General features: G+C 46.4%; 23 protein-coding genes. 6 read left to right on the top strand and 17 right to left on the bottom strand.

The annotated features are described in order from the left end of the window. Positions 1-48: 48 nt before the first annotated feature. Positions 49-849, bottom strand: coding sequence for a VanW family protein (locus tag ADS79_RS01210; protein ID WP_049736592.1), 801 nt, complete (start codon positions 847-849; stop codon positions 49-51). Between the two features lie 200 nt (positions 850-1,049). Between ADS79_RS01210 and ADS79_RS01205 the strand changes: the two genes are divergently transcribed. Beyond that, positions 1,050-2,108 carry a DUF418 domain-containing protein gene (locus ADS79_RS01205; protein ID WP_049736591.1) on the top strand — a complete coding sequence of 353 codons (1,059 nt, stop codon included), beginning with the start codon at positions 1,050-1,052 and terminating at the stop codon, positions 2,106-2,108. An 80-nt stretch (positions 2,109-2,188) separates the two neighbouring features. Here ADS79_RS01205 and ADS79_RS01200 read toward each other — a convergent pair whose 3' ends face one another. The 3 genes from ADS79_RS01200 to ADS79_RS01190 all read right to left on the bottom strand — a co-directional run bounded on the left by ADS79_RS01200 (position 2,189) and on the right by ADS79_RS01190 (position 5,321). Then, positions 2,189-3,388 carry a branched-chain amino acid ABC transporter substrate-binding protein gene (locus ADS79_RS01200; RefSeq protein ID WP_049736590.1) on the bottom strand — a complete coding sequence of 400 codons (1,200 nt, stop codon included), beginning with the start codon at positions 3,386-3,388 and terminating at the stop codon, positions 2,189-2,191. Positions 3,389-3,558: 170 nt separating this feature from the next. After that, positions 3,559-4,086 carry an NADPH-dependent F420 reductase gene (locus ADS79_RS01195; protein ID WP_049736589.1) on the bottom strand — a complete coding sequence of 176 codons (528 nt, stop codon included), beginning with the start codon at positions 4,084-4,086 and terminating at the stop codon, positions 3,559-3,561. Positions 4,087-4,121: 35 nt separating this feature from the next. Continuing rightward, positions 4,122-5,321: an aminotransferase-like domain-containing protein gene (locus ADS79_RS01190; RefSeq protein WP_049736588.1), complete on the bottom strand. Its 1,200-nt coding sequence runs from the start codon at positions 5,319-5,321 to the stop codon at positions 4,122-4,124. A gap of 201 nt (positions 5,322-5,522) precedes the next feature. Here ADS79_RS01190 and pdxR point away from each other — a divergent pair, with 201 nt between their 5' ends. Further along, a complete protein-coding gene (gene pdxR / locus ADS79_RS01185) occupies positions 5,523-7,019 on the top strand; it encodes a MocR-like pyridoxine biosynthesis transcription factor PdxR (RefSeq protein WP_049736587.1) in 1,497 nt (498 codons plus the stop codon). 100 nt (positions 7,020-7,119) lie between these two features. On the opposite strand, the gene pcrB is transcribed toward pdxR, so the two are convergent. From pcrB to ADS79_RS01170, 3 genes are all read right to left on the bottom strand, one after another. Continuing rightward, positions 7,120-7,809: a heptaprenylglyceryl phosphate synthase gene (gene pcrB / locus ADS79_RS01180; RefSeq protein WP_049736586.1), complete on the bottom strand. Its 690-nt coding sequence runs from the start codon at positions 7,807-7,809 to the stop codon at positions 7,120-7,122. A 17-nt stretch (positions 7,810-7,826) separates the two neighbouring features. Then, complete coding sequence (locus ADS79_RS01175) at positions 7,827-8,117, bottom strand: YerC/YecD family TrpR-related protein (protein ID WP_007717484.1); 291 nt, start codon at positions 8,115-8,117, stop codon at positions 7,827-7,829. Positions 8,118-8,230: 113 nt separating this feature from the next. Beyond that, on the bottom strand, positions 8,231-9,286 hold the full coding sequence (locus ADS79_RS01170) for a DUF3048 domain-containing protein (RefSeq protein ID WP_049736968.1): 1,056 nt from the start codon (positions 9,284-9,286) through the stop codon (positions 8,231-8,233). Between the two features lie 196 nt (positions 9,287-9,482). Here ADS79_RS01170 and ADS79_RS01165 point away from each other — a divergent pair, with 196 nt between their 5' ends. Both ADS79_RS01165 and ADS79_RS01160 read left to right on the top strand, forming a co-directional pair. Further along, complete coding sequence (locus ADS79_RS01165) at positions 9,483-10,184, top strand: response regulator transcription factor (RefSeq protein WP_049736585.1); 702 nt, start codon at positions 9,483-9,485, stop codon at positions 10,182-10,184. Continuing rightward, complete coding sequence (locus ADS79_RS01160; protein WP_049736584.1) at positions 10,181-11,581, top strand: sensor histidine kinase; 1,401 nt, start codon at positions 10,181-10,183, stop codon at positions 11,579-11,581. Before ADS79_RS01165 ends, ADS79_RS01160 begins: the two co-directional genes overlap by 4 nt. Positions 11,582-11,826: 245 nt before the next feature. Here the strand turns inward: ADS79_RS01160 and ADS79_RS01155 are convergent, their stop codons facing one another. Beyond that, positions 11,827-12,540 carry a GNAT family N-acetyltransferase gene (locus ADS79_RS01155; RefSeq protein WP_236699844.1) on the bottom strand — a complete coding sequence of 238 codons (714 nt, stop codon included), beginning with the start codon at positions 12,538-12,540 and terminating at the stop codon, positions 11,827-11,829. Between the two features lie 169 nt (positions 12,541-12,709). Between ADS79_RS01155 and ADS79_RS01150 the strand changes: the two genes are divergently transcribed. Continuing rightward, the gene (locus tag ADS79_RS01150) at positions 12,710-14,209 is read left to right on the top strand and encodes an IMP dehydrogenase (protein ID WP_049736583.1); all 1,500 of its coding nucleotides are present in this window, start codon (positions 12,710-12,712) and stop codon (positions 14,207-14,209) included. A gap of 70 nt (positions 14,210-14,279) precedes the next feature. On the opposite strand, the gene ADS79_RS01145 is transcribed toward ADS79_RS01150, so the two are convergent. The 9 genes from ADS79_RS01145 to ADS79_RS01110 all read right to left on the bottom strand — a co-directional run bounded on the left by ADS79_RS01145 (position 14,280) and on the right by ADS79_RS01110 (position 19,765). After that, positions 14,280-15,254, bottom strand: a complete 975-nt coding sequence (locus tag ADS79_RS01145) for an aldo/keto reductase (RefSeq protein WP_049736582.1) — start codon at positions 15,252-15,254, stop codon at positions 14,280-14,282. Between the two features lie 69 nt (positions 15,255-15,323). Beyond that, positions 15,324-16,136 (bottom strand): sigma-70 family RNA polymerase sigma factor, encoded by an 813-nt coding sequence (locus ADS79_RS01140; RefSeq protein WP_049736581.1) that lies wholly within the window; start codon positions 16,134-16,136, stop codon positions 15,324-15,326. A 1-nt stretch (position 16,137) separates the two neighbouring features. Then, the gene (locus tag ADS79_RS01135; protein WP_236699843.1) at positions 16,138-16,704 is read right to left on the bottom strand and encodes a lytic transglycosylase domain-containing protein; all 567 of its coding nucleotides are present in this window, start codon (positions 16,702-16,704) and stop codon (positions 16,138-16,140) included. A gap of 41 nt (positions 16,705-16,745) precedes the next feature. Continuing rightward, entirely contained in the window at positions 16,746-17,309 is a 564-nt protein-coding gene (locus ADS79_RS01130) for a dTMP kinase (RefSeq protein ID WP_049736579.1), read from the bottom strand. Positions 17,310-17,313: 4 nt separating this feature from the next. Next, positions 17,314-17,730 (bottom strand): hypothetical protein, encoded by a 417-nt coding sequence (locus ADS79_RS01125; protein ID WP_049736578.1) that lies wholly within the window; start codon positions 17,728-17,730, stop codon positions 17,314-17,316. 51 nt (positions 17,731-17,781) lie between these two features. Further along, complete coding sequence (locus tag ADS79_RS01120; RefSeq protein ID WP_049736577.1) at positions 17,782-18,336, bottom strand: RNA polymerase sigma factor; 555 nt, start codon at positions 18,334-18,336, stop codon at positions 17,782-17,784. 344 nt (positions 18,337-18,680) lie between these two features. After that, the gene (locus tag ADS79_RS35500) at positions 18,681-18,848 is read right to left on the bottom strand and encodes a hypothetical protein (RefSeq protein ID WP_162839497.1); all 168 of its coding nucleotides are present in this window, start codon (positions 18,846-18,848) and stop codon (positions 18,681-18,683) included. Between the two features lie 135 nt (positions 18,849-18,983). Continuing rightward, positions 18,984-19,244, bottom strand: coding sequence for a hypothetical protein (locus ADS79_RS01115; protein WP_049736576.1), 261 nt, complete (start codon positions 19,242-19,244; stop codon positions 18,984-18,986). A gap of 266 nt (positions 19,245-19,510) precedes the next feature. Further along, on the bottom strand, positions 19,511-19,765 hold the full coding sequence (locus tag ADS79_RS01110; protein WP_049736575.1) for a hypothetical protein: 255 nt from the start codon (positions 19,763-19,765) through the stop codon (positions 19,511-19,513). A 145-nt stretch (positions 19,766-19,910) separates the two neighbouring features. On the opposite strand from ADS79_RS01110, the gene ADS79_RS01105 reads away from it, so the two are divergent. Further along, on the top strand, positions 19,911-20,354 hold the full coding sequence (locus tag ADS79_RS01105) for a hypothetical protein (protein WP_049736574.1): 444 nt from the start codon (positions 19,911-19,913) through the stop codon (positions 20,352-20,354). The last annotated feature ends 9 nt before the right edge of the window (positions 20,355-20,363 follow it).

Genomic DNA, 20,363 nt, shown 5'->3' with positions numbered 1-20,363 from the left:
TCGCACAGATCGCTGCCTAGTTCCAGTTCGTAAACGAAATAGGAAACATCATCCTTTTGGCAATAGCGGCTCATACATCATCGTAGCGCGATTTTGCGTGATCCACTCGTCGTAGAGCCATTCTCCGTCCAGTGCAAACACGTTGCGGTAGAGCTGATTGGTCCGCTCATAGCCTCCCCATATCGAAGGGGCTATCTCATGTTCTTTCTCTATTATTTCATACGTTCGTGTCCGCGGCATGTCCGAACGCCATTCTCCTACCAAATGAGTGTCTGTCAGGCATACATGCAGTTGAAAGCTTTGCTTTGTCTGATTGGTAATCTGTAAATCCAAATAATTGTAAAAGCAGGTCGCCCCACTTCCAAAAGGCTGTGTGCGATTCGCATCAGGAAATACATCGTAGCCGTGCCGATGCCGCTCGGTGACCGTAAGCGGTGTATGTAGGGTCATCCAGTACAGCAGATTGGATAGCTGACAAAGCCCTCCACCTACAGCGGCTGTGACGCGACCACGCGAAAGCAGCATACCCTCCACGTACCCTTTGCTTCGCGTTGGCTTGCCGATCAGTCTCCAGTATGACATCGTTTCACCTGGATGAATAATAAGACCATCTAACTGCTTTGTCGCGAGTCGCAGGTTTGTCACCTTGTTGTGCTGCATCCACATCTCCACATCTTTTAATTTGCGCAAAAGGATGGTCTGATGTCCGAAATGCACATGGGGCAGTAGCTGCTTCTCTCTTTCGCTGGCAAACTTTTTGCGTCCCCACAACCACTCACCGTACCTTTTCAAGCGAAAATAGCAGATGCCAGCCGCAAGCCGCCATTTTCCTCGAGTGATTGGTTTCATTAGGCTCCCTCGTTTTCTATTTTTTTCCTGCTATCATATAAACGCGCCTAGTGATCTTCGAGTTGCGCAAATTTGTATTTTTTTACTTACAAAAATGTAAGCTGACCGAAAGAAAAACGAATTTCACAATGTTTGTGCCCTGTGTAAGATAGAGAACAAGTCAAAAATGGAGCAACAATCTTGGAGGGATGTAGACACCTATGAATACTACTTTGGCTGCTACCAATCAACGCATTCATACTCTGGATGCTGTGCGAGGGTTCGCTTTGATGGGAATCGTTCTGGTTAACATACTCCCGCTGTTACAAACACAAAATCCCCTTCCAGGAAGCCCGGATGCCTGGATGTACTACTTTCTCAACTTCGCGGTAGAGTCGCGCTTTTTCGTGATTTTCTCGTTTTTGTTTGGGGTCGGCTTTCACCTCTTTATCAGCAGGGCAAAAGCAAAAGGCGCGAACAGCACAGCGTTGTTCATTCGCCGTCTAATCGTTCTGCTGATCCTTGGTTTCGTCCACAAGCAGTTTCATCCTGGAGAAGCGTTGTTTATCTATGCGATTTTCGGATTCTTGCTCATGCCCTTTTACCGTTTACAAGCGAGGACCAATCTGCTTGTTGGCCTGATCTTGGCCTTACTCGTATGCGCTACCGGCTTTAAGCCCCTGCTGGTTCTGCCTCTGTTCATCATGGGTCTGGCTGTGGGGCAATATGGTGTTTTTCAAAACATCGAGGGCTTTATGCCTGTAATCAAAAAAATACAGGGCGTCACCCTGCTTCTCTCGCTCATCGGGCTGTACGTGCAATATTTGCTGATTCCTGCCAATATGGATTTGTCATATGCGATCATTGTGGACGAAGGCATCTCGGAGTCAGCCCTGCAACAACTGACCTATTATACGATCGCCATTACCTCCGTAGGTTTGGTGATGGCCACTTTTTATACAACAACCTTGATGCGATTGCTTCAAAACCGCACCGCACAAGCATTGCTTTCGCCACTTGCTGCTTATGGACGGATGGCGTTGACCAACTACGTGGGACAAACGGTCCTCATCCTAGGGGCAGGGTATTTGTTTGACCTGTACGGAAAGGTTGGCTATGTGCAAACAACGCTCATTTGCTTGGTGATTTATGTAGTTCAAATTGCGTTTAGCTCGATCTGGCTCTCTGTTTACAAAATGGGGCCGTTAGAGTGGGTATGGCGTGCCTTTACGTACATGTCTTTTTCTCCCATGCGCAGGGAAAGATCAGGAGCCAGATAGGCAGCTGCACTATAACTGGGATTATTCAATAAAAAGCTGGCGTCTGTTGGGACACCAGCTTTTTTCAGGACATTTACGTGTTATTCAATTTTCCCTAGGAATTTCGTAGAATCTGTCGTGTACTGATAGACGAATACGTCCGCGAATACGTTGTCACCTTTGTCATCGAACGTCACGTTAACGAACCTTCCTTTGAAATCTTTTGTTTGGTGCACGAGGTCAAGCACCTGCTCGCGAGTAGGCTTCTTGCCGCCATTCGCCTTGATCGCTTCCTTGACTCCGTTCAGGATGATGTTCATGGAGTCAAATGCGTACACCGAATACGTCTCTGCTTTTTTGCCCATCGCCTTTTCATATTCCTCAGCCCATTTTTTGCCGTCATCGTTTTGCTTGACATCACCTGCGAGAGAGGTAAAATAAATGCCTTCCGCAGCAGGACCCGCGATTTTAATCAAGTCGGAGGAGTCAATGCCGTCTCCACCCATGAACAAGCCTTTGAAGCCTTTTTCTCTCGCCTGCTTCACGATGATGCCTGCCTCCGGATAAATACCACCAAAGTAGAGCATGTCAGGGTTTTTGGAAACAACGTTATTGACTACAAAATTGTAATCCTTTTCCCCCTGGGTAACACCTTCATAGCCCAGAACCTGCACGCCATCTCTTTCAAACTGAGCCTTTACCTCGTCAACCAGACCTTGCCCGTACGCTGTTTTATCGTGGATCAGAAATACCGTTTTGACCCCGAGCTTGTCTTTGGCATACTTGGCTCCTTTTGGACCTTGGGCGTCATCACGTGCACAGATACGGTGAACAGACTTCTTGCCCTCTTCCGTCAGCTTCACGCCGCTGTTTGCCGGAGAAACCATGACAAGCTTGGCTGTCTCGTACTTCACGGAGGACGGAATAGCCACACCCGTATTAAAGTGACCAACTACGCCAAGCACATCCGGATTGGCTGCGAGCATCTCGGCATTGGATACACCGATTTTGGGGTCAGCTTGGTCATCCTGTGGGGTAAGCTGCAGATCAAACCCGAGTTGCTTGAATTCCTCTTTTTGCAAATTCAGAGCATATTCTGCCCCCGTTTTGATAGAGTCACCAATGGCAGACTGAGAACCGGAAAGCGGACTTTGGGTAGCAATCAAAATTTTGGTCCCACCAGCTGCTGCGTCTGAGCCTGTCGCATTTTTCTGTTCGACAGACTGCGAGTTACATGCAGATAGAGACAGAGTTGCCAACAACGCGGAGAAGATAATGGCTTTCTTTTTAAATAGACTCACACGTTTTCCCCCTTGCACTTCTGATAATTTTGATAATTCTATAAATAATATGATATGAAAGAATTGGAAATTATTGACCTGACAACATGTCCAATCATCATATATCATTATTATACATACCATCCATTCCCATAGTGCTTGGTTTGTGCTAGGCTCAGCCTCTGATCCAGTCAAGTAGCCATCAAACTAATCATCCGGTCAATCGCACGATTCTCTTCCAATCCCCCTGCATCGACGATTGAATAGGCAGTGCTTCTAAAAAGCTCGATCACTCGTTGCTTTGCAGCCTCATCATCACTGGTTATGTAAACCATTGATGATTCATCCAGCTCCCCTCCTGACAATCTATGAATACCGGTGCTTTTCGCCCCAACGATTCGGCTCCTTGGCAGTTTTTTCTGCAATTGCTCTGAGCAGGAAGTTTGCCAGCCAAATAACTGCCGGTCTTCACTTGTTTGCGGCACAGACAAGTCAATCACGATTTTCCCATTTAGCTTTGGTGCAAAGACATCTGTCCATGGCAGCAGGTCTACATAAGGCATAGCGACTATGACCAACTCATTGGCTTCAATCGCTTCAGAATAGCTAGAAATACGCAAGCCCTTCTCCTCTACAAGCAGTTCTTTGGCAAAGGCAATCGAGCGAACCCCCCAGGTTATCGCCTCGAATAAAAATTGATCACGTAGATGATGGACCACCCGTTTCCCCCATCTTCCATCGGCAATGAGTGTGATCATTGGTCACGTACGCTACTCGCCAGCAGCTTGTCGAGCGCAGTCATCAAGCGACTCATCCCCGTACTGATAATCTCAGGCGAAGAATGAGTATAGTTGAGCCTGAGCGTATTCGTTTTAGAGTTGCCTGCGAAAAAGGAAACGCCCGGCACGAAAGCTACACCCTCATCCACAGCGACCTTCAATAATTCAGCTGTATCAATTGCTTTGTTGATCGACACCCAGAGGAACATGCCACCCTTTGGCTCCACCCAGTGAAACAGGTTTGGACTGCTTCCTTTCAAATAGTCCTGCATGACGTCCAAGCGCTCTTTGTATTCTCTTCTCAATTTGTGCAAATGCTGCTGCATAGAGAAATCTTGAAGAAAATAGCAGAGGGCCCGCTGATCAATGGCGCTGGAATGCAAATCACTCGATTGCTTCGCAAGAGCAATCATACGGACAATTTCTTTTGGCCCAGACAACCAGCCGATGCGAATACCGGGAGCTACCGTTTTGGAGAAGGTGCTGGTGTAGATCACGCGCTCTCCGAATCTGTCGATTACAGCCAACGGCATTGGCTGCTCATCAGTAAATCGCAGCTCTGAGTACGGGTCATCTTCTACGATCAGTACATGATATTTTTCCGCCAAATTCACTACAGCCTCCCGCCTCTCTTTGCTCCATACTTTCCCCTGCGGGTTTGAGAATGTCGGGACAGCGTAGATGAATTTGGGGCGGTGGGTGATGATTTTTTCTTCGAGCTCTTCGGGAATCATTCCGTCATCATCGCTTTGGACCGGGATGATGTTGGCCTCGTACATGTTGAAAGCTTGCAACGCTGCCAAGTAGGATGGATTTTCTACTAATACAGCATCTCCCGTCGAGAGAAACACCTTTGCTAACAAATCGATGGCTTGCTGCGAACCCGTCGTGATCAAAATATTTTCATGAGCAACCGAAATTCCTTTTGCATGCATCCTCTCCTGGATGAGCAGTCGCAGCTCTCCGTCCCCTTCTGTTGGGCCGTATTGTAGACCTTTCCCACCTGAGCGAAAAGCTTTTTGATAGGCTAACTCCAATTCCTGCACGGGAAACAATCCTTCATCGGGAAGACCCCCAGCAAAAGAAATGACGTCTCCTGATTGAATGATGCTGAGCAAATCTCGAACTGCTGATGAGGTAATTGACTGAACACGCGTCGCAAATGGATATCCCATGGTAACCACTCCTTGCCAACTCAATTATTTTAGAGCAAGCATACGGAGCAGACACCATAACAGTAAACCGTGCATTATAACACTTTTACAAACATTCTAAATTTACCGTACCTTTTTGCAGTCGTATACGGTACACTGTCAGTAATTATTTTGTGCGTTCTGAAGGAAAGTCCCAGGGAATCAGGAAGGAAGGAGTCTACCATGCATATCGATCTAGACAGACACTCAGGTATAACACTTACAGAACAGATTAGATCATCCATTGCTGATCGGATTCAGTCTGGCTTACTGCAGGAAGGGGAAAAGCTTCCCTCTGTGCGAAATCTGTCTCGTCTCCTGAATGTCAGCCTGATGACGGTCTTTCATGCCTATGAAATGCTGGAGCATGAGAAGCTTGTTCTGCGGATTCAGGGGAAGGGTACATTTGTTCAAGAAAAGTCACTCCGATTCAATGAATGGAAGACACAGAATCAATTAGGGAAGCCTACTTTGGATTGGCAAAACTCGGTAGCCGACTATCTTCCTCGCGCCCAATATTGGCGGATGATGCAGACGCCTCTTGTAGATGTCGCCAAATTATCCATGGCAGCCCTACACACATCACTCATCCCAACCGAATGGCTTTCCAAGCAATTCTATCAATATTCGCAGGTCGACAACACGGCCCTGACTGAATATGGACCTGTCCAAGGTGATAGCAAGCTACGCGAGGCAGTTCTCCCTTACTTTCGAAGCAAAAATATTGTGACCAGCCCAAATGAAATCCTGATTTTAAACGGCTCCCAGCAAGGTATTGATCTCGTTGCCTCTACCTTTGTCGGTCCTGGTGATTGCGTTGTGCTCGAGGAACCTGTCTATCCGTGTACAATTGATGTTTTCAGAAAGCGTGGAGCCACGATCTATACCGTTCCCATTGACGAGGAGGGGATGCAGGTTGACCATTTGGCAAAGCTTTGCGATTCTCGCCCACCCAAGCTGATCTACACCAATCCGACTTTTCAAAACCCTACGGGCACGGTTATGAGTATGCGGCGCAGAGTACAGCTGCTGGAGCTCGCCCAAAGCTACAATTCCATTATTCTTGAGGATGACGCAACCAGTGACATTTATTTTGGAACGGAGCCTCCTCCCTCTATCAAAAGCATGGATACGCGTGGACATGTCATCTATCTGAAGGGCATTAGCAAATTCATTTCCCCTGGCTGTCGCATTGGATTTTTGATTGCAGATGGAACCTTTATCACTCGTCTCGTTGGTTCCAAAGGAATTAGTGATCTGGGAACTCCGTTGATTACACAAAAGGCCATTTTACCCTTTTTTTCCTCCAACCAGTTAAACAAGCACCTACCCGTACTTCGAGAAAAACTGAAAGAGCGGCGCAATTTAGTCCTGCAAATTTTGAATCACACAGCTCCAAAGAATGTTCATTGGACCAAGCCCGATGGAGGGTTAAATATTTGGCTGACCTTGCCCCCTGCGTTTCATGCAGAAGACTTGCACGCAAACACGCTTAAAGAGGGGATCTCCTTTTTACCAGGTCATGTTTGTTTCGCTGCACAACAGCAATTCCATCATTTGCGCATCTGTTTTTCCTATCTGGATATTCATCTGCTTGAACAAGCTGTCACCACGTTTTGTCGTTTGCTTCATGATTTTCTACACACGAATCGACATACCCAGCAGTTTATGCATATGTAACTGGCCACTGCTCTCGAATAAAACAAAAGAATGAGGAATGCAGAGGGGATTTCCTTTCTGCATTTCTCATTCTCACATGAACTTCTCTATTTGTTTTGGTCTACTCCCTTTTTACCGCTGCCACTGTCGCGAGCGCTGCCTCTAGGTCATCATAGATGACGTTGCCGACAACGACTGTATCCGCAATAGCTGCCATCTCGCTCGCTTGCTCTGGGGTCCTGATCCCGCCTCCGTAAAAGAGGTGTGCTTCGTCGGCACCTGCTTTGCAAGCACGGACGACAGCCGGATCGCCATAGGTTCCACTGTATTCCAGGTAGACGATCGGCAATCGGCAAATCTTAGTCGCAACCTGCGCGTATGCCTTGGCTTCCTGTGCATCGGCGATAGGACGTGCACGGGTCAGCTCAGCTACCCCCGCTTCAGGATTTGCGATCAGATAGCCTTCTGTGATGATGTCGTCCCAATGAATATAGGCTCCGTATGTTTTGAGTCCAGACACATGAGGCGCAAACATCCAGTCCGGATCACCCGCGTTGAGCACAAGCGGAATCAAATACGAATCAAACCCTGGCACCACTGCCTCAAGCGAGGATATTTCCAGTACGGCTGGGACAGCATAGCGTCTGATACGGGACATCAATTCCAGCGTATTGTCGTATGTCACGCCATATGTACCGCCAACGATGATGCCGTCTGTACCCGATTCACAAATCGCTTCCAGCGCGTCTTCATCAATGGCTTTGTCAGGGTCCAGCTTAAACACATGGCGCCAGCCACGATAGTCAATCAACGTTGCCTGCCCCCTACCTATTTACCGATCCGCTCCAGCGCCATTTGGTATCCGTCGTTACCGTAATTCAGGCAGCGTTTGACACGAGAAATAGTCGCTGTACTCGCACCTGTTTCCGCTTCGATCTGGTTGTAGGTGAAGCCCTTGCGGAGCATCCGTGCCACTTCCAGACGTTGTGCGAGCGATTGCATTTCATTTACGGTGCAAAGATCGTCAAAAAATTGATAGCATTCTTCCATCGTTTCCAAGGATAAAACCGCTTCAAATAACTGTTCAAGCCCTTTACCCTTCAACTTTTCAAGTTGCATATTCGTCACCCCGTTATCTAATCCGTCTCCGGTTTCCCACTGTGAAATTTTTAAGCGTTAAAGCCCTACTAATTATCTTAGAAGAAACCGCCTTCATCTGCAAGTCCTATTCCCTATTGGAACTTCAGAGATTGAGACAATCCGGGGGTGTTGGGCAGGATTTCTACCCAAGTATTTCCTGGCAGCCATTGCACTTCCTTGGTCAAGGTTTCGTCTTCATACGCACGGATCACGCCATTGCTGCGCTTCCATTTAATTTTACGAGCCTTTCCCTGTTGGAAAATATAACCTTCACCTGGACCAACCACATCTACCTGCAGGCGTCCCTCTTTGTCCAGCACCCGATGCTTGGACGAAATGACAAGCAGATTCGTCGCAGTTAGCTGCTTGTTATCACTCAGATCCACATGTGGCTTGCCGGCCGTAAAACGCATGTATTTCTTCTGCTCGGCATCGTACGTAAAGGCTGCTTTGTTCAAAGAGTGGAAGGTAATATCTACCTGTGTCGCAGGCTCCCCTTGCTGGATAACCGTATCTTCTGGCAAGAAACTAAAATGGGGAACCTCTGCCGTCGTACGCATTCCTTTATCCTGCATCGCCTGTTCTAACAGCTCTGGCTTCGTGTACAGGTTGTGCGGCATTTTGCGGAAATTCTCCCGCCAGAAATAGCGACCATTCGACAATTCGTTTAAATTGTAATCCGAGCGAGCCAAAGTCGCCAATGCCTCCGGACTACCGCCTGCATGGACAAGCACGGCATCAAAGCCGAGGCCCAATTGGATAAAATAAGGTCGGATGCTGCGTACAGGTCCGATCACCTCGGGTCTTTGGCTTTGATAGATGGTGAGAAAACGGGTCATTTCCCCTTCTGCCATCACTTCATAAATCATGTCGGCTTTGTTCAGGCCTGTCTGTGGCCTGGCTGGTGGTGCATTGTTGATCATGACCATAATCGGGCGCTTGTTATCCAAATTTTCCTGGCTGCCAAGACCAGTCAAAGGAGCCCGATACGGATACTGGATCGGTTGATTTGGCTCAGGTGTTTCCACAGTTGGAGCAGGCGGCTCCGGTGTGGGCTCTGGCTGGGTTTCAACTGGCTGCGTACTGCACGCAGTCACAAAAAGCAGCATGGACAAGAACATGAGAGACGATTTGACAAAACGTTGCATAGAATCGCTCCTTTCTATGTTTTTTCTTGTTGCATTTTGGTACTTGTTGGCTTTTTTCCCATACTTCTTTTTCGCTAGGGTAAAAGGGATTCCTGCTTTCACATCTTTTCCACGATTCTCTTACGTCCGTGCCACACATCCCTTTTTTGCCTGTGCTACAATGTAGAAAAACAGATGCAAAGCGAGGGTTCTAATCATGAATACCCCCTACCTCGTCTATCTGGTGGACGATGAAACCAACCTTTTAGAGTTACTGCAATCGTACTTGCAAAGCGCAGGGCTGCAAGTAAAAGCATTCTCCAGCGGCATCGACGTGCTGTCGCTTTTAGATGAACAAAATCAGCCTCATCTGTGGATACTGGACATCATGATGCCAGACATCGACGGCTATGAGCTGCTGCGACTGATTCGAGAAAAATCCAATGTGCCGATCATCTTTATCTCTGCTCGCGATCAGGATGTCGATAAAATCATTGGTCTAGAGCTTGGGAGTGATGATTATTTGGCCAAGCCCTTCCTCCCGCGTGAACTGGTCATCCGCGCAAAAAAATTGCTGCAACGCACATACGAAAAGCCTGGTGTCGCTGCTGCACCTGCACAAACCTTCCAGGACTGGGTGAGTGTGGGCCCTTATATGATCTCAGAAAAAGGCAGACAAGTAAAAGAGGGCGACGAGCTGATCGATTTGACGACCAAGGAATTCGAGCTCATCGTCTACCTGCTGCACAATCAGGGACTTGCTCTCAATCGTGAGCAAATCCTGACCTCCATCTGGGGAGAGGACTATATCGGCTCGGACCGTGCTGTCGATGATCTGGTGAAGCGCATTCGTAAGAAAATGGCGAAATTCCCGCTGGAAACCGTCTACGGCTTCGGCTATCGGATGACCCGCATATGAGCAAATTTCGCTTGAAAAACCTGCCGCTCTCCCGGCAGATTCTCATCTTGTTCATGATTTTGACCATGGTGCTGGGCGTCGGCTTGGGAATCGGGTATCCACTCGCCGTGAAGCAGTATCTGGTCTCCAACACGTATTCACTTCTGGAGGAAGAGTTCTACACCTTATCAGAGCATATTTCCTTTAATGAGCATAACGAGCTGCTTACTGTTCCGGCAACGGCACCGTACTTTTTACAGCTGCTGCTCTCTCGCTACGAATATTCGTTTGACATGATCGTGTACGCGGAAAACGGACGAGAGCTAGGCAGTCGCAGCTCCGAACGGATTCCTCCTACGGACATCCGAGATCTCTATGTGCAAGCGGCCTCGCATCCTTCTGAGCAGCTCCAGCATGGCTCGTTGGAACGTGAGAATGTGAACTACTTGTTTGTCAGCAAAAAAATGGATTATCACGGCTTTCCTTACTATATGGTGCTCTTCTCCAAGGAGCAGGAGCTCAATCAGATCAACTCCATTTTGACCCGCCAGTTCTTGTATATCTTTAGCTTGCTGCTCTTGGCTAGCTGGCTTTTGGCAGTTTGGTTCAGTGGTTATTTGAGTAAGCCGCTGCGCAGTCTGGACGAGCTGTGCAAGAAAATTGCACGCCGTCAGTTCGACATCCCGTTAACCATGGACAGAGGAGACGAGATTGGTCAATTGGCCAGATCGTTCGATACGATGAAAAACCAGCTGAAGGAATACGATGAGTCTCAGCGTCATTTTGTCCAAAACATCTCCCACGAGCTGAAAACGCCCATCATGGCGATCCAGGGTTATACCCAGGGACTGATCGAAGGGGTGTTTCAGGGACCGCAGGCGGAAAAAGGATTGTCCATTATTATGGAGGAGAGCAAGCGCCTGGAAAAGGTCGTCGGGCAGCTTCTCTATTTGACCAAGATCGAATCGGTTTCCCAAATGATGCAAATGGGACGAGTCGATCTGTCGGAAATGATGCATTTATTGAAACAACGTCTCTCTGTGCTTAGCCCGCATGTTGAATGGGATCTGAATTTGCCCCCTGCCATGATTTTGGAAGGAGACGGTGAACAGCTGAGCACAGCGTTTGTCAACATTATGGAAAACCAGCTGCGCTACGCGAAAAGCCGTCTTTCCATTACAGGAAGACAGGTGGGACGAAACATGGTCGTAAGCATTGCCAATGACGGTCCACCGATCGAGGAAGCACTTCTGCCCCACCTGTTCCAGCGCTTCCGCAAAGGAAAATCGGGCAAGCATGGACTCGGACTTGCCATTGCCAGGGCAGTATTCGAAGCGCATAAAGGAACGATCGTCGCCCGCAACGATCCGGACGGACCTTGCTTTACCATGACGATTCCTGTGGAATTCAAGGGATAGGCTGTCCCAAGCCCCAACAGAGTGCCTCACTCCTAAACCTTTAGGAACGAGGCACTCTTTTTTTACAGAGGTTGTTCAAAATGCCGTCTTTTGATCACGAAGGAGTCCTGAAAGCTCATTCGACATCGAAAATGGCGCTCACCTTCGAAGTCCGGTGCTCATGTAGTTTGCCTACACTCCGCTCCTCCTTCGTACGGTTCTCGCCATTTTCTCGGTGCTGAAAAGCCAACTTTTTGAACATGCACTTACAGCGAAAATTCCACAAACGCAAATTTTGCTACCGTTTCGTAGCCAAGCTGTTCATACAGGTGGATAGCAGCCGGATTATCAGCAAAGACGACCAAGTATACTAGAGACGATTTTTGCAGCCCCAGCCGGCTCACATCAGAAGTGATCTGCGTTCCGAGACCTTTTTTCCGATGATGAACCGACGTCCCGATGTTTCCGAGCTCGACGAATTCTTCCGTGTACATATGAAACCCGCCAATCGCCATCGGTTCTCCTGTCTCTGAAAACAGAGCGAGATGCGGCATCTCTACTACCTCTTCCGCACGAAACGCAATCATCCCGAGCTGCTCCGCCATTTCCTCGGCCATTTTCGCTTCACTCAGCTCCAGCAAGCGAGAAATCCCCGCTGGTGCAAGGCGCTCTGGCTGAGTCAGCTTCATGAGCAGCATCGTTTTGTGTGAGAGAATATTCGGGATCATCAGGCGATCGAGGAAGTCTTCATTTACCGCTAGCACACCAGTTGACCCGACAGGCAGCTTTTCACCCAGCTCTTCTCGAAAAATAGCCAGCATGTATTCCATCGAGTATGTACCTGCACCGTCAAACAGATGCACAGAAAAGGCATGGAAGGGCATTCCTTTCAGATAGGTACCGACGGCGATTGCTTCTCCATTCACGCTGTCGGTTACACACAAGCATCTGTCAGAACGCAGTAAATTACATGAAAGCATGTATGATTCTTCCAAAGAAATCTGTTCTCTCCATTTCAAGTGTTCATGACTTGTTCGCAAACTTCGCAAAGAAAACACCTCATCTTTCATTTCCCTATTGACGTTCCTGCCCTTGGCGGTTAACATGATAAAAATTTCTCTAATAAAAATCTCACAGGAGGAGAAAATTGTGGCTTTCTATTACACAGAACCATCCCGGACGTTCAACGAGTTTTTGCTGCTTCCAAACCTGACCACAAAAGAATGTACACCGAATAATGTGGACTTATCCACCCCGCTTACCAAGTTTAAGAAGGGTGAAAAGCCAGCGCTTTCTCTAAACATACCGTTCTCATCCGCAGTCATGCAAGCAGTATCCGACCATCATATGGCGGTAGCATTGGCTAGATGTGGCGGTATTTCCTTTATTTTTGGCTCCCAATCGATTGAAAGTCAGGCCACAATGGTGCGCAAAGCAAAAGGATACAAAGCAGGCTTCGTAGTCAGCCGTTCCAATCTGACACCGGGCCATACGCTCAAAGATATCCTCGATTTGAAAGAACAGACCGGTCACTCTACCGTAGCGATTACAGAAGATGGTTCCGCGAAAGGCAAACTGCTCGGAATCGTCACAGGCCGCGACTACCGTATCAGCCGCGATTCTCTGGACAAGCCTGTGAATGAGATCATGACACCTTTCTCCTCCCTTATCTACGGAAAATCGGGGATTACCCTCTCCGAAGCAAACGACCTGATCTGGGAGCATAAGCTCAATTGTCTCCCAATCGTCGATGAAAAGCAAAACCTGGACTTCCTCGTTTTCCGCAAGGACTACGACTCTCGCAAAAACAATCCGCTGTCCCTCTTGGATGCAAACAAGAGCTACATCGTTGGCGCTGGTATCAATACCAAGGACTACAAGGAACGGGTACCTGCTTTGGTAGAAGCAGGCGTAGATATCCTGGTGATTGACTCCTCCGACGGCTTCAGCGAATGGCAGCGTGAGACGGTTCAGTATGTAAAAGAAAACTTCGATGTATACATCGGTGCTGGAAACGTAGTCGACAAGGAAGGCTTCCGCTATCTCGTGGAGTCAGGCGCTGACTTCATTAAAGTCGGAATCGGCGGCGGTTCTATCTGCATTACCCGCGAACAAAAAGGGATCGGACGCGGACAAGCCTCTGCTCTGATCGAGGTCGCTGAAGCACGTGACGAATACTTCAAGGAAACAGGCATCTACGTTCCGCTTTGCTCCGACGGCGGTATCGTGCACGACTACCACGTAACCCTCGCTTTGGCTATGGGCGCAGATTTCGTCATGCTGGGTCGCTACTTCGCCCGCTTCGATGAGAGCCCAACCAAAAAAGTAAAAATCGGAAACAACTTTGTAAAAGAATATTGGGGTGAGGGCTCCAATCGCGCACGCAACTGGCAGCGTTATGACACCGGCGGAAAAAGCGGCCTCGTGTTCGAGGAAGGTGTTGACTCGTATGTACCATACGCGGGAAGCCTACGCGAGAATATGGATCGCACGCTGAGCAAAATCAAATCAACCATGTGCAACATCGGCTCTCTTTCTATTGCTGAGCTGCAACAAAAAGCTCGCATTACCGTCGTTTCTGCTACCAGCCTGGTAGAAGGTGGCGCACACGACGTTATCTTGAAAGAAAGCAGCATGGCTGCAGAATAATAAGCAGAAAAAACCCAGCCTAACTCAAATAGGCTGGGTTTTTTCGTCTTTTGCGGGTAACTGAATTCGACTACGACAAACGATAGACGGCAAACGGCTCTCCATTTCGATACTTGTCGCTGATATTCTCCAGCGCTGCGAAGCTTGCTTCATCCAAGTCCAGCGTAGCGCTTTGCAAATTGTCCGTCAGCTGCTTGGCACTGGTCGCCCCTACGATGACCGAGGATACTGTCGGCTTGTGCATCAGCCATGTAAGCGAGAGCACACTAGACGTTACTCCCAGCTCTCCAGCCAGTTTGCCTACCTGCTCGCTCAGCTCCAGCTTGTCGGGGCTGAGCATTTTGACAAAGCGAGGTTCTTTGTCCGCTCTGGAGCCTGCTGGAGCCTGCTCCGTCGATGTGTACTTGCCCGTCAAAATTCCACCTGCAAGTGGGAAGTAAGGAATGATGCCTACCCCCTGATCAAGGCACAGCGGAACCAGCTCACGCTCTGGTGTACGATCTGCCAGCGAATAGCTGACCTGTGTAGACACATAGCGATTGAGACCCTCCCTCCTACTTATCCCAATCGCTTTCATCAATTCCCACGCCGCATAGTTGGACGCTCCAATATAACGTACCTTGCCAGAGCGAACCATATCATCCAGGGCACGCAAGGTTTCTTCCAAAGGCGTCTCTGGATCAATGGTGTGGATCTGGTACAAGTCCACATAATCTGTACGCAGTCGCTTCAGACTGTTCTCCAGCTCCTGCATCAGATGATAGCGGGACGAGCCTTTTTGATTCGGCCCTTCTCCTCTTACCAAGCCAGCCTTCGTCGCGAGCACAACCTCGTGGCGCTTGCCCTCCAATGCTTGTCCGATGATTCGCTCTGATTCTGTATGGGTGTAAATATTCGCTGTATCAATAAACGTAATTCCATTCTCAATGGCTGTGTGAATAATCGCGGTAGATGTTTGTTCGTCGGCACGCCCCCCAAAGGAATTGGTGCCCAAGCCCAAAGCGGAGACCTTTAACCCACTGCTTCCTAATCGATAATACTTCATACGTATTCGACCTCTTTTCTATGAGAAATGGCGTATACAGACCTTTCCATTATCTCGTAAAACCGGAAGCTAGGTAAGGTAAGAATTAATTATCTTAATATTCTGAATTTTATTCATAATCCTAGAGACACTCATTTGTGATATTTTTAATTTCTCTGCTGTTTGCGTCTGATTAAAGCCTTGCATTCTTAATTGCAGGACCCGCCACTCTTTTGAAGTGAGATGGATTTTTAACCTCTCTAACAAAGTTTCGACATAAATTTTATCAATGACGAATTCTTCAACATCCTTCTCTTCATCCTCAAGAATGTCCAACACGGTGGATGTCGGAGCATCAAAGGAAGATGAAGCTGGTTTGAAAGGCTCATGTAAATACTTCACAGGTCTTCCTACGTCCAATGCTTTTTTTATCTTATTTACATCCTCACCCAACAGAATAGAGAGCTCCTCAACCGGGGGTAAATAGCCAAATTCTGTCTCAATTCTGCTTATGTGAGTGATGATAGTAGTCGCGCTCCTAGTTGGCCGAATGATAGTACCAGTATCTCTTAAAAAACAGTTTATTTCTCTCACGATTGTAATTACAGCAAAGGATGAGAACTTTACTCCACGGTCCGTATCAAATGCCTTAATTGCCTTTATAATCCCTAAACGCCCTAACTGTAAAATATCATTTTTATCCAAGCAATATTGTTTTACCAAATAATCAGGCTTTCCTATATATTTGTGTACCGAATGCCAGATTAAATCTTCGTTGGCGAGAATGACTTCACCCATATATTCGCTATCTTCTTTGCATCGCATAATATTCTTCATACGATATAGGGAATAGTTTTCTTTCCGATTTTTATCGCTTTTCATGCACGTAGACTGCTCACTCATATTACCTCCTCCCGGCCTGTTCAAAATCATTTTGCTTGCTTCTCAGTAGCCTGTTCATCTGGTCGTAATGTGCCATTACACGTGTATAGTAATGGGGGGTGTACTGATTTTTTGAGACATTTCCTTCCCCCTGGTTATAAGCGATGATACCTAAGCGGAGGTTTCCATACTTATTTCGCAGCTTACTTAGATATTCGATTCCAGCCTTAAGGTTCGTGCTCGGATCAAATAGTTTATCGGGGTCTACTCCCATTCCTCTCGCTGTCCGTGGCATAATCTGTAATAAACCCCTCGCGCCTTTATTCGAAATAGCATTGTGTCGAAATCTACTTTCCTGCCATATCATCGCCGTAACCAAAACAGGATCAACATCGTATTTACTCGAATTGGTAACAATAGAATTTGCATAGGCTTGAACTGTTTCCGAGCTTAGATTAGGTGCGTAGCTTCGAATGATGGTCTCTACAGCTTGTGTTTGGAGGAGAGTCTCCTCTATTTCCCATACACGCTCTATTGCCAATGACATCTCGGCAGTACCCTTTTCCAAGAAAAGACCACTTGACGCCATCATCGCAACACCTAGCATTCCTATCAAACTCATTACCATCGTCAACGATTCAAAAGAGAATCTTGTGCGATTAGCAAAATACTTCTATGCACTTCCTCTACACTTCCCTCACAATCAAACACGTGAACTGCCTCAGATATGCCAGGAGCATTTGCTAGATACGCCTCCTGAACACCTCGTAAACGGGAGTTATTATCGTCTCCTGGAGCACTGAGAAAAAATGTAACATGCGGCTTGATTCCCAGCTCCTTTATTGTCAGCAGCCATGACAGAGGCAGGTCTTTGCTATAGAAAAAAGAATAGTTTGACATCTGATAATGATCGATAATGACAAAGTCAGCGTTTCCCTTAGCCAGCTCTTTTGCTTCTCTTTGGAAATCAAGCAAGTCGGCTTCAAATAATTTACCTACGGCTCGCTCATCCAATTCAATTTCACATCGTAGCCACATTCCGATTACGGCACCAATGGGTGTTTGCAGTCTCGGAAACGACAATCTGCGTACTTTATACCCTAATTGCTTTAAGCTCTCTGATAGCATTGCTGCGTGTGCTTCTTTAGCGCTTGCATGAATTCCCTCAAAGGTGATAATTTTTGTCTTCCCCATATGGTTATTCGCTCTCCTCTGTTCTACCAATCTCTTCAGCAGCCTCACGGAGTTTCTTTTCAGCTTCGATCTCAGCCGTCTGAGTTGCCAAATGATCAGCTAGTAAAACCTCAAACTCTTCCTTTGTAATTTCGAATACTTCTGATTTCAGACTGTTAAGGGTATAGCCCATGCCATCTGTCAATAAAAAATTGGTGTAGGTCAACGCCTCTTCTCTAAATTCCTGGTTCTCGTAATCAAATGCGATGACGGCTTTTTCAATTCCAGCGACACATCCCCCAAACCAAATATTTACCTCTTCCTCCCCACCTTCTTCATGGGACATATGCATATTTGTCGGAACGTGAATATATTTCCCAATCAATTGCAGAGAGAGCTCTTCCGTTAGTTCTTCTCCCATTTTTTTCAACAATTCTGCCATCAGTGATCAGTCCTTTTGCTAGATTTTTTGTAAGAGAAAGGCGGAGATCAACTACAATTCCCCATATTGCTTTAAAATTGCCTTAATAATTTGACAAACCCGTTCCTTGCTAATATTGAATTTCTGGCCGATTTCCTCATGGTAGTAGCCTTCACTTCTCATCATGAGAATCTGTTTGTCTCTTGTTGAAAGCTGCATATATTCCATGATGTCGATCATCATTTCAACTTCCTCGTATCGATAATCCTCAACGGATGCCATAAAGCTTCCCATCGCACTTTCATCATCCGAATGCTCTCCCGTAGAAACCCATACCGCATTGCTATTCGTCAGGTTTTTTTGAGTGCCAGCTTTCCTTAAGCAATCCCTGATTTTATTTGTAATCACGTGATCTACAAAAGTAGTCACTCTGGCTTTTTCCTGGTCATAATCTCTCATTGTGCGATAAACCTTTAAGAGAACTTCCTGAACTACATCATCATGAGTCATGCCTGCAAACGTCATCCCCAGCAGTTTTGCTTCACAATTTTCCTTTGCCTTTTGTAAGAAATCGTCTACCTTTCCCGCGAAGTATAATTCGTCGAGTTGGTGCAGCTGATTTGTCATGTCGGTTCCCCTCCTCCTGCTTCTATTCCGCTGCCTGATGGTTTTCTAACAGGTGGTATATTTCCAATAGGTGAACTTAGGAGGGGTTATTTACTCGTTGCTGCTACTTTTTTTCGGACATATGTGGAGGCATCCCGTCATAAAAGCTTTGCCGTTTAATATCTTCCAAGAAGCACACTGTCGCTTCAGGTACCATTTACAATCACGGCAAATATCATGTACGACACAGTGACAAGGCATAGGAACCTCTTGTTGATCTTTCGCTAATAGCGTTACGTCCCCAACTGTTATTTTTTTTTGACAAGTAGTTTTATAATCACAGCGAAAGCAATTCAGATTTTTCACTACCCACCAATCCCAACGATTCCAATTCCTTTCAGCGAACCGGGATCAATTTTCACATGCTCTTTAAAAAATTCTTCCAAAACCAAAAAGAGATTCTCCTGATTTGAACTGTATTTCATTACTTGTACTTGCTCCCCATCCACAGAAAAACTAATTTGAAATAACAACCTTTTTCCTCCTTCTTTAGCCTCTTGCCAATCTATACGACGAATGTATTACCGCATTAAGGGATTGTTGTAAAAAAAATCTATTCTTTTTTCAAACAAATAAATTCGCTCTTTTCCATAAAAAAAGACCAGCAGTCAAACTAGCTGGTCTTGCTTCCTAATTTCATCCAATATGTCCTGAGTAATTGAAATCGCACCAAACTCCTGACAAATCTTCTGAAGTACGACTAACATTGAATCTCCTTCTGACATGAATTCACTTATCTCTATCCCAAGGAAACCAAGCGAATCTCCAAGCTCATCCCAATCCTCCTTATCTAATTCCTCTCCTAAAAGAATTTCAGAAAGGATAGAAATAACAGCGACATACATAATTACTTTCATGGATTCAGTCATACGTCCCCTCCTCTATACGGTCTTCACTAGAATAGACAACACCAAGAAAACTTCCTCAGGCAGATCGAGTTTTATTCGCGCAAAAAAGCCACTCGGTTATCCGAATGGCTTGGTTTTTATTGGCTTGCTCTCATTTTATCAAAACATTCATCAGACTCGCTGAAATTCCCTGTAGTGTAAATTTGTGTACTTGACTGTAAAGCAAATCGAGCTTTCCTAAATTCGATGTTTCTTATACAATACAGGATTGAATTTTTATGGAGCGATCAGGTAACTCCTTTTATGATTCTTTGAATGAGACCTTCATCAATAATGAGACTCGCAATCTCTAAATCGCTTAGCAGCCGTATTTTATCTCCACTATAAACCTCATGAAGAATATGACTAACCGTTTCCTCATTTAGAGAATAGTTTTTAGAGATGGAGATAATTCCTACGATGACCTCATGACCTAGGAGTTGCTTTGTCGCGAGTTTTTCCTTCGATTGGTTAATGATGATCTGCACCATATCATTTGGCATTCATGTTCCTCCTAGCTTGTGTCGAATGGAGATGGCGTTATTCAGAGACAGTTTCCTTCACTCTGTCTACCCTATGAAACGATGGATAATCCCCATTTGTTTCAAAAACAAAAAAATAACAAGAGCCAAGGGTGGGCAAATAATTATGGTGGTAGATTTGTACAACGAGCTTTACAAATTATTAACCAATGATGATCAGCTATTAGCATTCCTTAGCATTCCCCAAGATGATGAAGTTTCTAAAACACAGCAAATTATAAAACGAAGAACGACGAATGATTTATCCAGTCTCTCCAAACCACTCCTCTCTTTTTACGCTACTTCTGGTAAGCGTCACGCAGCTCCCTCCTCGCTCCACGACAGTTTCTTTCGTTTTGACGTAATTACGTTAGATGATGTTGAGCTAGCACATAAAATCGGGAGCTATCTCTATCGAAAATTTGAAGGGTGTAGCTTTACTACTAATGGCTTAGAGAGTCTGGACAGTGTTGTCCACTCCCAGCAAGAAACAGACACGGACCTGGCTTCTGCTTATTGCTTCACTCTTGTTGTAAGGTTTCGTTATGTAATCGACAACTCTACTTGTTAGACTTTACAA

It is taken from the genome of Brevibacillus reuszeri, from assembly GCF_001187725.1.
Taxonomy (GTDB): Bacteria; Bacillota; Bacilli; order Brevibacillales; family Brevibacillaceae; genus Brevibacillus; species Brevibacillus reuszeri.
The sequence above is the reverse complement of the archived record's forward strand: the minus strand, read 5'-3'. Positions and strand labels throughout refer to the sequence as shown.